Source organism: Janthinobacterium sp. 13 (assembly GCF_002749695.1).
GTDB classification, from domain to species: domain Bacteria; phylum Pseudomonadota; class Gammaproteobacteria; order Burkholderiales; family Burkholderiaceae_D; genus Janthinobacterium; species Janthinobacterium kumbetense.
In genome coordinates this window covers 2,867,583-2,880,644 of record NZ_PEEQ01000001.1, presented here as the reverse complement: position 1 = coordinate 2,880,644, position 13,062 = coordinate 2,867,583, and the positions used below count along the sequence as shown (strand labels likewise).

The window sequence follows — 13,062 nt, the reverse complement described above, 5'->3', positions numbered from 1 at the left end:
AGCTGTACGCATCGCCGGCCCGTGCGCCGGGCGATTTAGAACTCCCGGTCTAGAGAAATACGCTGCGGCGAGCGGCAATGCTTGCTACCGTACGGCCTGCATACCACCTCTACCGGACCGATCACCATGACTGCCTATCCCCACCTGCTGGCCCCGCTCGACCTGGGTTTTACCTCTTTGCGCAACAGAGTCATCATGGGGTCCATGCATACAGGCCTGGAAGACCGGTTTTATCATTATGGCAAGCTCGCCGCGTTCTACCGCGAACGGGCGCGCGGCGGCGTGGGGCTGATCGTCACGGGCGGCATCTCGCCGAACCGCCAGGGCTGGCTGCTGCCGTTCGGCGGCACCCTCAATTTCCTCGGCGACGTGCCGAACCACCGCAAGGTGACGCGCGCCGTGCACGAGGAGGGCGGCAAGATCGTCATGCAGATCCTGCATGCGGGCCGCTATGGCTATCAGCCGTTCGTCGTCTCGGCGTCGGCGAAGAAATCGCCGATTTCGCCATTCCGCCCCCGTCCCCTGAGCGAACGGGGCATCGAGCGCACCATCTGCGACTACGTGCGCTGCGCGCGCCTGGCGCAAAAGGCTGGCTATGACGGCATCGAAGTGATGGGCAGCGAAGGATACCTATTGAACCAGTTCCTGTGCGCGCGCACGAACCTGCGCCAGGACCGCTGGGGCGGCAGCATCGAAAACCGCATGCGCCTGCCCGTGGACATCGTGCGCCGCATCCGCGCCGCCGTCGGCCCCAACTTCATCATCATGTACCGCCATTCCCTGCTCGACCTGGTCGAGGGCGGCAATACCTGGGATGACGTGGTGGCGGTGGCCAAGGCCCTGGAACACGCGGGCGTGACGATTCTCAATACGGGCTTCGGCTGGCATGAGGCGAGGGTGCCCACCATCGTCACCTCGGTGCCGCGCGCCGCCTTCGCCTCCGTGGCGGGCCGGCTGCGCCGCGAAGTCGGCATTCCCGTGGTGGCGTCGAACCGCATCAACATGCCGCACGAAGCGAACGCCATCCTGGAGCGGGGCGACTGCGACCTGGTGTCGATGGCGCGCCCCTTCCTGGCCGACCCCCATTTTGTCGCCAAGGCCGCCTCCGGGCGCACGGACGAGATCAACACCTGCATCGGCTGCAACCAGGCGTGCCTGGACCACACGTTCGCCAACAAGCGCGCCAGCTGCCTCGTCAACCCGCGCGCCTGCCATGAAACGGAACTCGTGTACGCGAAAAAGGCCGTGCCGCGCCGGGTGGCCGTCGTCGGCGCCGGCCCGGCCGGCCTGTCCGCCGCCTGCGTGGCGGCTGAATGCGGGCACGAGGTGACCCTGTTCGACAGCAGCGACAGCGTGGGCGGCCAGTTCAAGGTGGCCATGCAAATTCCCGGCAAGGAAGAATTTACGGAAACCATCCGCTATTTTGCCCGCCGGCTGGCGCTGCTGGAAGTCAAGCTGCGCCTGGGCCAGCGCGTCACGCGCGAGCAATTGCTGGCCGGCGGCTATGACGACGTCATCGTCGCCACCGGCATCAAGGTGCGCTTGCCGGCCATTCCCGGCATCGACCACCCGAAAGTGCTGTCGTATCTGGATGTGCTGCAAAGCAAGAAGCCTGTCGGCGCGCGCGTGGCCATCATCGGCGCGGGCGGCATCGGCTTCGACGTGGGCGAATACCTGCTGCACGACCCGGCGCACCCGCTGCCGCTGCCCGTGGCCACCTGGGCAGGCGAGTGGGGCGTGGACCTGGACGCGGCCACCGGCGGCGGCCTGGTGCCGCCCGTGGCGCCTGCGCCCGTGCGGCAAATCTTCCTGTTGCAGCGCAAGACGTCGAAAGTGGGCGCGGGTCTGGGCAAGACGTCGGGCTGGGTGCACCGCGCGGCGCTGGCGAGAAACGGCGTGGCCATGCTGGCCGGCGTGAGCTATGACAAGATCGACGAGCAGGGCTTGCACATCACCGTGGGCGGCGAGCAGCGCCTGCTGGCGGTGGACAACGTGGTCATCTGCGCGGGCCAGGACAGCTTGACGGAGCTCATGCCGGACATGGGCAAGGATGGCAAGCCGCTGGCCACCGGCGGCCCCCGCTTCCATAAAATCGGCGGCGCCGCGCTGGCGGCGGAGCTCGACGCCAAGCGGGCGATACGGGAAGGCGCGGAACTGGCCGCCAGCCTGTAAAAAGAAAGCCTGCCGGCTGGGGGAGCGGGCAGGCTTGCTGGACGGAAATGGCGCCGGCTTAATGCCCGCCATGCCCCTTCTTCGCCGCATCAAAACTCTGCAGCACGTGCTCGGCCATGCCATTGGCCAGCTCGTGCTCGCCAATGAACACCTTGCCCGCGTTTTCCGCGCGCAGCAATTCCGCCTCTTCCTCGCTGTGCGTGCGCACCACCGTCATGATGTCCGGGTTCAGCGCGCGCGCCGTCTCGATCATGGCGCGCACGTGGAAGGTGTCCGGCGTGGCGATGACGAGCATGGTGGCGTGCGTGATGTGCGCCTGGATCAGCACGGCCGGTTCGCCCGCATTGCCGGCCACGGCCGGAATGCCCTGCTTGCGCAGCTGGTCGACGATTTCGCGGTTTTCCTCGGCCACGACGAAGTGGATGCCCCGTTCCATCAGGGCGGCGGCGATGCGCCGGCCCACGCGGCCATAGCCGACCAGGACGATCTGGCCCGACAGTTTTTCCTGCGGCACCGTCATCGGCAGTTCGGCCAGCGGGTCCGTGGTGCGTTCGAACTTGCGCGCGAAATCGCTGTTGCTCATCACGCGCAGCAGCGGCTTGGCCATGCTGAACACGAGCGGATTCAAGGCGATGGACAGGATGGCGCCGGCCAGGATCAGGCTTTGGCCTTCCTGCGGCATCAGGCCCAGCGACAGGCCCAGCGCGGCCAGGATGAATGAGAATTCGCCGATCTGCGCCAGGCTGGCCGAGACGATGATGGCCGTTTTCGGCGGATAGCGCAGGGCCATCACCAGCAGGAAGGCGGCGATCGACTTGCCGAAGATAATGATGGCGCACACGGCCAGCACTTGCAGGGGCTTCTCGATGAGGATGTTCGGCTCGAACAGCATGCCGACGGACACGAAGAACAGCACGGCGAACGCGTCGCGCAGGGGCAAGGACTCTTCCGCGGCGCGGTGGCTGAGTTCCGATTCGCGCAGCACCATGCCGGCGAAGAAGGCGCCCAGCGCGAAGGACACGCCGAACAGCTTGGTCGACGCATAGGCGATGCCGACGGCGGCGGCGATCACGCACAGGGTGAACAGTTCGCGCGAGCCGGTGCGCGCCACTTGCCACAGGATCCATGGGAACAGCTTGCGGCCGACCACCAGCATGAAGACGATGAAGCCGGCTACTTGCCCCAGGGTAATCGCCAGGGTTTGCCACAGGCTGACGGCCTCGGCATCCGGTGCGACCTTGCCGCCCAGCACGCCGGCAAACGCCGGCAGCAGCACCAGCACCAGCACGGTGACGAGGTCTTCCACCACCAGCCAGCCGACGGCGATGCGGCCATTCAGGGAATCGAGGATGCCCCGTTCTTCCAGCGCGCGCAGCAGCACCACGGTACTGGCGACCGATAGGGCCAGTCCAAAGATCAGTCCGCCACCGAGGGTCCAGCCCCACCAGTGGGCCAGGCCCATGCCCATCGCCGTGGCGACGCCGATCTGCAGGATGGCGCCGGGCAGCGCGATCTTGCGCACGTCCCACAGATCCTCGATGGAAAAGTGCAGGCCGACACCGAACATCATCAGCATCACCCCGATTTCCGCCAATTGTCCCGCTATTTCCGCATCCGCCACAAAACCGGGCGTGGCCGGTCCGATGATGATGCCGGCGGCCAGATAGCCGACCAGGGCCGGCAGTTTCAGGCGCGCGGCGATGAAGCCGAAGATGAGGCCGAACCCGAGGGCGGCGGCGATGGTGGTGATCAGGCTGATGTCATGGGGCATGCGTGTGGGGTTCCTTATGGGGACGTGCGGATGGAAAAAGATGTTGCTCAGCGACCAAGTATAAACGCATCAAAGCCCCTGCCGGAATGTTCCTGCGGCTTTATTGCAAAAAACCTGTGCTATATCTTCGTCCAGGTGGCCACGAACGCATGTTATCCACCCGGATCTTCGCCTAATTCAAGGACTCCACCCTATGCCACCCCGTGTCTTTACACCTTGCGCACGACCACGCAGCCGATGGAATAACCGGCGCCGAACGAGCAGATGACGCCCGTGGCGCCCGCCGCCATGTCATCCTGATACTTATGGAAGGCGATGATGGAGCCGGCCGACGAGGTGTTGGCGTAGGTGTCGAGGATCACGGGCGCTTCGTTGGCTTCCGCGTCGCGGCCCAGGATCAGGCGCGCGATCAGCAAGTTCATGTTCAGATTCGCCTGGTGCAGCCAGTAGCGGGAGACTTGCGCCACTTCCACGCCGGCCTTGGCCAGGGTCGCCTTGATCATCTCGGCGGCCATCGGGCACACTTCCTTGAACACCTTGCGGCCTTGCTGGCGGAACAATTTATCCGCCTTGCCCATGCCGGATTCGTCAAAACGGTTGAGGAAGCCGAAATTGTTGCGGATGGCGTTAGAAAAGCGCGTTTTCAGTTCCGTGCCGATGATCTCGAACTGGTGCTGCGAGACGGCCGTGTCTTTCGCTTCGACGATGATGGCGGTGCAGGCGTCGCCGAAAATGAAATGGCTGTCGCGGTCGCGCCAGTTCAGGTGGCCGCTGGTGATTTCCGGGTTCAACACCAGCACGGCGCGCGCCTGGCCGCTTTGCACGGCGGCCACGGCTTGCTGGATGCCGAAGGTGGCGGACGAGCACGCCACGTTCATGTCAAAACCATAACCGTCGATGCCCAGCGCATCCTGCACTTCCACGGCCATGGCCGGGTAGGCGCGCTGCATATTGCTGCAAGCCACCAGTACCATGTCGATATCGGCTGGCGTGCGGCCGGCGCGCGCCAAGGCGTCGCGCGCGGCGGCGACGGCCATTTCCGCCTGCAGCGACAGTTCGTCATCGCCCCGCTCCGCAATGCGCGACACCATGCGGGCCGGATCGAGGATGCCTTCCTTTTCCATCACGAAGCGCGACTTGATGCCGGACGCCTTTTCGATGAAGGCCACGCTCGACAGGTCCAGCGCCGTCACCGTGCCCGCGGCGATCGCGTCGGCATTGTCGGCATTGAATTTTTCCGCGTAGGCATTGAAGCAGGTGACCAGCTCTTCGTTGGAGATCGAAAATGGCGGCGTGTACAGTCCGGTACCGCTGATGACGACTTGTTTCATGGTTAAACTTTCAAATTTGGCAATCGGCGCGATGCCGATAAGTGAAGCAAATTTTACACAAACGGGCTCGACTGTAGAGAGTTTCGTGTTGCGGGGCAGGGGGAAGTGTGGCGGAAGATTGATTTTTGTCGCGTGGACGGGGTAACGGGGGGCATGGCGCCCCCCGCCGTGCTGCTGGCGCTGCTGTTTACTTCTTCTGTTCTTGCTTGACGTCGGCTTGCACCACCACCGGTTCGGCCTTGGCCAGTTGCACCGGCAAACCTTTCAGGTGGTTCAGCGCCTGGTGCAGCTGGAAATCGTCCTGGCTGCCGAATTCCAACGGTTTGCGGGTCTTTTCCAGGGCGATGATGCGCAATTGCTCCTCCATCTCGTCGTTGACGGGGGCGGCCTTGGCGCTTTCCTTGTCGCGGTCGTTGCTCAGGTGCTTGGAGAGGTCCGCTTCGCGGATGCGCAAGCCGTTCAAGCCGTCGCCGTCCGCATTTTCATCGACCAGCAGGTCGGGCACGATGCCCTTGGCCTGGATCGAGCGCCCGTTCGGCGTGTAATAGCGGGCCGTCGTCAGCTTGACGGCCGTGTCGGCAGTCAATTGGCGGATGGTTTGCACGGAACCCTTGCCGAAGGTTTGCGTGCCGATGATGGTGGCGCGCTTGTAATCCTGCAGGGCGCCGGCGACGATTTCCGAGGCCGAGGCGGAACCCGTGTTGACGAGCACCACCAGCGGCACTTTCTTGATGGCGGCCGGCAATTTCGCCAGGGCATCGCCTTCCGAGCGGAACGTATAGTATTCGGCGCGGCCGTAGAACACCTGTTTCGAGTCCGGCAACTGGCCGTTGGTCGAGACGATGGCCGCATCCTTCGGCAGGAAGGCGGCCGAGACGCCGATGGCGCCCTGCAGCACGCCGCCCGGATCGTTGCGCAGGTCCAGCACCATGCCCTTCAGGTTCGGGTCTTGCTTGTACAGCGCCGTGATCTGCGCGGCCATGTCATCGACGGTGGGTTCCTGGAATTGCGACACGCGCAGCCAGGCGTAGCCCGGCTCGACCATCTTCGCCTTCACGCTTTTCTGGTGGATTTCCTCGCGCGTGATGGTGAAGGCCAGCGGCTGCGGTTCATCCTTGCGGGCAATGGTCAGCGATACCTTGGTGCCCGGCTCGCCGCGCATGCGCTTGACGTTGTCGTCGAGGCTGACGCCTTTCACGGGCTGGCCGTCGAGGCGGGTAATCAGATCGCCTGCCTTGATGCCGGCGCGGTAGGCGGGCGAATCCTCGATGGGCGAGACGATCTTGATGTAGCCGTCTTCGCTCAGGCCAATTTCAATGCCCAGGCCGACGAACTTGCCTTCGGAGCCTTCGCGCAGTTCGGCGTAGGCTTTCTTGTCCAGATAGGCGGAATGGGGGTCGAGCGAGGCGACCATGCCGGAAATGGCGTCTTCCAGCAATTTCTTGTCTTCGACGGGTTCCACGTAATCGGACTTGATCAGGCCAAACACATCGGCCAGCTGGCGCAGCTCTTCCAGCGGCAGGGGCGGCTCGACGTTTTTTTGCGCCATGGCGGAAAATTGCAGCGACACGGCGACGCCGGCCACCACGCCCAGGCCGATCAAGCCGGTATTTTTGAGTTTGCCCATCATTGCACCTTTGCAGCTAGCGTGTCTTGCACAAGCGCCAGTCCCCGTGGAGCGGCGCTTTCCTGAAAGTATAGACCTGAATCTCTGCCGGCGTGGGCCGGCCGTGGAAAAAGCGTGCCTTGGCCCAGTCTACGCGCGAAAACGGGCTCGCCAGCTTGCCATATGTTGCGGTTTTGTATGCGATGTATAGTTACTCTTGAGGGGAGTAAGCATTTGTAAGAGTCGAAAAAAAGCGTGTGCCGCGGCCCTATAGTGGACTCGCATTCTCGACCCGAAGTGGTTTTGCCTGCGTCTGCGGACGCAGGCTTTTTTTTATCCGGAGCCCCCATGACCTCGTTGACCTTTCTCCCCGCCGTGCGCCGTTTCAGCCTGGCCTTGCTGCTGGGCACCACCGCCTTGACCGCCTCGGCCGTGCCGATTGCCGACATGCGCTTGGAAGACTTGCTGCCGATGGCGCCCGATTTCAAGACGGAATTGAAGCTCAATGCGAATCAGACCACCTTGTGGCAGCAGGTGGAAGGGAAATCGCGTCAACTCTTGCGCGAACGCAAGGCGCGCCGCGAACGCCTGCAAGCGGGCGTGGCGCAGGGTTTGCAGGCGCCCCGGCTGGAGCTGCGCGACCTGCTCGCCGGCCTGGACATGGAAAGCACGCAGAGCCTGGCCGAGGAAAAGCAGCTGCGCGAATGGTGGCTGAGCGTCAACGATGCCCTGGACGAGAACCAGCGCCAGATGGTGGCCCAGTTCATCGCCGGCCAGATGGCGCGCGTGATGGACGCCGCCGCGCCCCACAGCGAGTCGCGCGGCGCGCCCGGTGGCGAGCACGGCGGACGCAAGGGCGGTGGCAAGGGCGGCATGGGCGGCGCGGGCGTGAGCATGGGCAGCGGGGGCGCCGGTATCACCTTGCCCGGCAACTGAGGGTAAGCAGGGGGCAAGCGCGGGGGGCAAGCAAGGGGCAAGGATGGCCAAAAGGCATGCTTGCGTGCTACATTCCTGCAGCGCCTGGCGCGGCAGGCTATCCGCCCGAAGCTATCCGCCCGGTCTTTTTGACATGCCCCATAAGGACAATCCGTGAATCGCTATCTCTTGAGCAGTCTGACCCTGACCCTGTTGGCTGCGTTTGCCCATGCCGCCGAACCCGCATCCGCCGTTGCCGCCCCGACCGTGGCCCCCAGTGTCGCACCTTCTGCACCTGCCGCCGCCGGCGTCGTTTCCGGCATCGATGTGCAGTACATCGACCCCGCCGTGCGCGTGCAGGACGACTTCTTTACCCATTTGAATGGCAAGTGGCTGGCCACGGCCGAGATTCCTGCCGACAAGTCGAGCTGGGGTTCGTTCGCCAAGCTGCGCGATGACACCACGCCACAGTTGCGCGGCATCATCGAAGCCACGCAAAAGGACAAGAACAGGAAAGCCGGTTCCGAAGCGCAGAAAATCAGCGACCTGTACGCCAGCTACATGGATGAAGCCAAACTCGAGGCGCTGGGCACGAAGCCGCTGGCCGGCGAACTGAACCGCATCCGCTCGCTGCGCGACAAGAAGGGCGTGCCTGCCCTGATCGCCCACCTGAGCCAGACGGGCGTGGCCACGCCGTACGCCGTCTACGTGGGCCAGGATGCCCGTGCTTCGACGAAATATGCGGCCTACGTGAGCCAGAGCGGCCTGGGCATGCCGGACCGCGACTACTACCTGGAAGCCAAGCAGGCTGGCGTCAAAGAAAAATACCAGGCGCACGTGGAAAAAATGCTGGCCATGGCCGGCGACAAGAATGCCGCCGCCCGCGCCAAGGCTGTCGTGGCGCTGGAAACGGCCCTGGCCGAAGTGCAATGGACCAAGGTCGAGAACCGCGACCCTGTCAAACGCTACAACAAGACCGACATCAACACGCTGAACGAGCTGACCCCGGGCTACGACCTGAAGTCTGGCCTGGCCGCCCTGGGCATCGCCAACAAGGTCGATTACGTCATCGTCAACCAGCCGAGCTACCTGGCCGGCTACAACAAGGTGCTGGCGTCAAGCGACCTGGACACCCTGAAGGCGTATTTCGAATGGCAGTTGCTGCGCAGCTATGCCAGCTACCTGTCGAAAAACTTCGTCGATGAAAGCTTTGCCTTCTACGGCACGGTACTCAGCGGCGTGACGGAAAACCAGCCGCGCTGGAAGCGTGGCGTGGGCGCCGTCGAAGGCGTGCTGGGCGAAGCCGTCGGCAAACTGTACGTGGCGCAATATTTCCCGGCAGAACGCAAGGCGCACATGCAGGAACTGGTGAAAAACGTGCTGGCCGCCTACAAGGACAGCATCGACACCCTGGACTGGATGAGCCCGGAAACCAAGAAGGAAGCGCAAGCCAAGCTGGCCAAGTTCACGCCGAAGATCGCGTATCCGAACAAATGGCGCGATTACACGAAGCTGCAGATCGTCCAGGGCGACCTGGTGGGCAACATGATGCGCGCCGCCAACTTCGGCTCCGCGCGCCAGGTGGCCAAGCTGGGCAAGCCGATCGACCGCGAAGAGTGGGGCATGACGCCGCAGACGGTGAACGCCTATTACAGCTCGACGATGAATGAAATCGTCTTCCCGGCCTCCATCCTGCAGCCGCCGTTCTTCGACGCCAACGCGGACGACGCCGTCAACTATGGCGCCATCGGCGCCGTCATCGGCCATGAAATCAGCCACGGCTTCGACGACAAGGGCAGCCAGTCCGATGGCGACGGCAACCTGCGCGACTGGTGGACCCCGGCCGACCGCAAGAACTTCGCCGCCAAGGCCGACGCGCTGACCAAGCAATATGACGGTTACAGCCCATTGCCTGGCTACCACGTCAACGGCGCCCTGACCCTGGGCGAGAACATCGCCGACAACTCGGGCGTGGCGATCGCCTACAAGGCCTATAAAATTTCGCTGGGCGGCAAGCCAGCACCCGTGCTCGACGGCTTGACGGGCGACCAGCGCTTCTACATGGGCTTTGGCCAGGTGTGGCGCAGCAAGATGCGTGAAGCGCAGCAGATCGTGCAGATCAAGACCGACCCCCATTCGCCGGGCCAGTACCGCGCCAATGGCACCATGGTCAACCAGCCTGGCTTCTACGAAGCATTTGGCGTGAAACCGGGCGACAAGATGTACGTTGCGCCGGAAAACCGCGTCATCATCTGGTAAGCGCATGCGCGTCGTCGTGAAAAACGTACTACTGTAACAACAGAAAAGGCCACCTAGCGTGGTCTTTTTTGCATTCCGGTCAAAGTTCTTTCTGTCGTTTCGGCCGGTATGCTACAGTCAAAAACCGGGCCAGAAGCCCTGGGCCTTCTGACCCTTATATTCCACACAATACAATATAGAGGACAACCGTGAATCGTTATTTGTTAAGTGCATTGACCCTGAGCTTGCTGGCCGGCGTGTCCGGCATGGCTGGCGCCGCTGATACGGCCAAGAAAGCCGCCGCCGCTCCCGCCACGGCTGTCGCCGCCGCCGCGCTGACGTCCGGCATCGCCGTCGAATACGTCGACCCTGCCGTGCGCGCGCAGGACGACCTGTTCCAGCACCTGAATGGCAAATGGCTGGCGGAAACGGTCATTCCTGCCGACAAGTCGAGCTGGGGCAGCTTTGCCAAGCTGGCTGACGATACGCAAACGCAGCTGCGCGGCATCGTCGAAGGCGCGGCCGCCGACAAGGCCCGCGCGGCCGGTTCGAATGCCCAGAAAATCGGCGATTTCTATAACAGCTTCATGGATGAAGCCAAGCTGGAAAGCCTGGGTCTGACGCCGTTGAACGCGGAGCTGGCGAAGATCGCCGCGCTGCAGGACAAGGCGGAATTGCCGGCCGTAATCGCCCACTTCAGCAAGCTGGGCGTGACTTCGCCTTATGACTTCGGCATCCACCAGGACGCCAAGGATTCCACCAAATACGTGGCCGACATCGTGCAAAGCGGCCTGGGCTTGCCTGACCGCGATTACTACCTGGAAGCAGGCAAGGCCGATACGCGCGCCAAATACCTGGCCCACGTGGAGAAAATGCTCAGCCTGGCCGGCGACGCGAACGCGGCCGCGAATGCGAAAGCCATCCTCGCGCTGGAAACGGAACTGGCCAAGGCGCAATGGAGCAATGTGCAGAACCGCGATCCCGTCAAGACCTACAACAAGGTGGAACTGGCGAAACTGGCCGCCGTGGCGCCAGGCTACGACTGGGCCCGCTACCTGAAGGACACGGGCATCGCCGGCAAGGTCAATTACGTGATCGTCAGCCAGCCCAGCTACCTGAAAGGTTTTGCCGAGATCGCCAACAAGACGCCGCTGGAAACGTGGAAAGCCTACTTCCAGTGGCACTTGCTGCACGCCAACGCCGGCTACCTGCCGAAAGCGTATGTCGATGAAAACTTCGCGTTTTATGGCACCACCCTGACGGGCGTGACGGAAATGCGTCCGCGCTGGAAACGCGGCGTGGGCGCCGTCGAAGGCGCGCTGGGCGAAGCCGTGGGCCAACTGTACGTGGAGCAATATTTCCCGGCCGAGCGCAAGGTGCGCATGGAAGCGCTGGTGAAAAACCTGATGACGGCCTACCAGCAAAGCATCGACAAGCTCGACTGGATGAGCCCCGTCACCAAGAAACAGGCGCAAATCAAGCTGTCCAAGTTCACCACCAAGATCGGCTATCCGAACAAATGGCGCGATTACTCGGGCCTGACGGTAGCGCCGGACGATTTGATCGGCAACATCCAGCGTTCGCACTTGCTCAACTACAACCGCGAATTGAACAAGCTGGGCCAGCCTATCGACCGCGACGAGTGGGGCATGACGCCGCAGACCGTGAACGCCTATTACAACCCGGAACTGAATGAAATCGTCTTCCCGGCCGCCATCCTGCAAGCGCCGTTCTTCGACGCCAACGCGGACGACGCCGTCAACTACGGCGCCATCGGCGGCGTGATCGGCCATGAAATCAGCCACGGCTTCGACGACCAGGGCGCCCAGTACGACGGCGACGGCAACTTGCGCGACTGGTGGACCAAGGCCGACCATAAAAACTTCGCCAAGAAAACCAAGCAGCTGGTGGCGCAGTACAACAGCTTCAGCCCCGTCAAGGGCCATTTCGTCAACGGCGAACTGACCCTGGGCGAGAACATCGCCGACAATTCCGGCGTGGCGATCGCATATAAAGCGTACAAATTGTCGCTGAACGGCAAGAAAGCGCCCGTCATCGACGGTTTCACGGGCGAGCAGCGCTTTTACGCCGGCTTTGCCCAGGTCTGGCGCATGAAGATGCGCGAAGCGCAGCAACTGGTCTTGCTGAAAACGGACCCGCACTCGCCAGGCCAGTTCCGCGCCAACGGTACCATGCGCAACCAGCCCGGCTTCTACCAGGCGTTTGACGTGAAACCGGGCGACAAGATGTATCTGCCACCGAAAGACCGCGTCATCATGTGGTAAGACGCTTGTACCAGGCATAAGTTGCCAGCCGCCCCGCGCAAGCCGGGCGGCTTTTTTACGCCGTGTGATCTGGCGCAAACGATGGGTAAAAAAAAACCGCCCTGGCGGGCGGTTCCTGGAAACGGGTGTGACGCTGCTTACTTGGCCGGTTCCGCGGCTGGTGCGGCGGCGCCATCAGCGGCAGCGGCCGGTGCCGGCACTTCCGGTTCCTTGAACTTGCCGCCCGACGCGTTGGCGATGTAGACGACGGCGCGCGCCACTTCCACATCGTCGAGGTCGGGATTGCCGCCCTTGGCCGGCATCGCGCGCAAGCCTTCGATCGCGTGTTTCAGGACCGTATCGTAGCCCTGGGCCAGGCGGGCCGACCAGCTGCCCGCATCGCCAAACTTCGGTGCACCGGCCACGCCGGCGCCATGGCAAGCCACGCAGGTGGCCGTGTAGACGGCTTCGCCGCTTTGCAGCACTTTCGGACCGCTGGCATCCTTGAAGGTAAAGCCGGCGTTGGCCACTGGGCTCAGGCGCTCGGCGATGGCTTCCGGCGACTGGCTGTCCGTACCGGCGCCCGTCAGTTTTTGCGCCGTGACGAACTGCACCAGCAGGATGATGCCGATGACGGTGATGAGGAAGAAGCCAGCTACGGCGGCAAGCAATTGTTTAGGCGTTTTGATCGCTGATTGTTGTTCGTTATGTGCGTCGCTCATGATGTCCTTAGTCCAGATTTGAAACTGATGGCCGTGTAAGGTA

Annotated in this window: 8 protein-coding genes; 4 read left to right on the top strand and 4 right to left on the bottom strand. The window is 63.1% G+C overall.

Annotated features, from left to right (window positions below):
• Positions 1-126: 126 nt before the first annotated feature.
• Complete coding sequence (locus CLU94_RS12690; protein WP_099665873.1) at positions 127-2,172, top strand: NADPH-dependent 2,4-dienoyl-CoA reductase; 2,046 nt, start codon at positions 127-129, stop codon at positions 2,170-2,172.
• A 58-nt stretch (positions 2,173-2,230) separates the two neighbouring features.
• On the opposite strand, the gene ybaL is transcribed toward CLU94_RS12690, so the two are convergent.
• The 3 genes from ybaL to CLU94_RS12675 all read right to left on the bottom strand — a co-directional run bounded on the left by ybaL (position 2,231) and on the right by CLU94_RS12675 (position 6,904).
• Complete coding sequence (gene ybaL / locus CLU94_RS12685) at positions 2,231-3,943, bottom strand: YbaL family putative K(+) efflux transporter (protein WP_099665872.1); 1,713 nt, start codon at positions 3,941-3,943, stop codon at positions 2,231-2,233.
• Between the two features lie 209 nt (positions 3,944-4,152).
• Positions 4,153-5,274 (bottom strand): beta-ketoacyl-ACP synthase III, encoded by a 1,122-nt coding sequence (locus CLU94_RS12680; protein ID WP_099665871.1) that lies wholly within the window; start codon positions 5,272-5,274, stop codon positions 4,153-4,155.
• Between the two features lie 187 nt (positions 5,275-5,461).
• On the bottom strand, positions 5,462-6,904 hold the full coding sequence (locus CLU94_RS12675; protein ID WP_099665870.1) for a S41 family peptidase: 1,443 nt from the start codon (positions 6,902-6,904) through the stop codon (positions 5,462-5,464).
• 324 nt (positions 6,905-7,228) lie between these two features.
• Between CLU94_RS12675 and CLU94_RS12670 the strand changes: the two genes are divergently transcribed.
• The 3 genes from CLU94_RS12670 (at position 7,229) to CLU94_RS12660 (ending at position 12,318) form a co-directional block, all read left to right on the top strand.
• Positions 7,229-7,816, top strand: a complete 588-nt coding sequence (locus tag CLU94_RS12670) for a hypothetical protein (protein WP_099665869.1) — start codon at positions 7,229-7,231, stop codon at positions 7,814-7,816.
• A 153-nt stretch (positions 7,817-7,969) separates the two neighbouring features.
• Entirely contained in the window at positions 7,970-10,054 is a 2,085-nt protein-coding gene (locus CLU94_RS12665; protein WP_099665868.1) for a M13 family metallopeptidase, read from the top strand.
• A gap of 188 nt (positions 10,055-10,242) precedes the next feature.
• Positions 10,243-12,318, top strand: coding sequence for a M13 family metallopeptidase (locus CLU94_RS12660; RefSeq protein ID WP_099665867.1), 2,076 nt, complete (start codon positions 10,243-10,245; stop codon positions 12,316-12,318).
• Positions 12,319-12,455: 137 nt separating this feature from the next.
• Here CLU94_RS12660 and CLU94_RS12655 read toward each other — a convergent pair whose 3' ends face one another.
• Entirely contained in the window at positions 12,456-13,019 is a 564-nt protein-coding gene (locus tag CLU94_RS12655) for a c-type cytochrome (protein WP_099665866.1), read from the bottom strand.
• Positions 13,020-13,062: the final 43 nt, after the last annotated feature.

Coding starts and splice junctions, on each gene's coding strand:
- CLU94_RS12690 (WP_099665873.1), top strand. CDS start 127: ATGACTGCCTATCCCCACCTGCTGGCCCCGCTCGACCTGGGTTTTACC.
- ybaL (WP_099665872.1), bottom strand. CDS start 3,943: ATGCCCCATGACATCAGCCTGATCACCACCATCGCCGCCGCCCTCGGG.
- CLU94_RS12680 (WP_099665871.1), bottom strand. CDS start 5,274: ATGAAACAAGTCGTCATCAGCGGTACCGGACTGTACACGCCGCCATTT.
- CLU94_RS12675 (WP_099665870.1), bottom strand. CDS start 6,904: ATGATGGGCAAACTCAAAAATACCGGCTTGATCGGCCTGGGCGTGGTG.
- CLU94_RS12670 (WP_099665869.1), top strand. CDS start 7,229: ATGACCTCGTTGACCTTTCTCCCCGCCGTGCGCCGTTTCAGCCTGGCC.
- CLU94_RS12655 (WP_099665866.1), bottom strand. CDS start 13,019: ATGAGCGACGCACATAACGAACAACAATCAGCGATCAAAACGCCTAAA.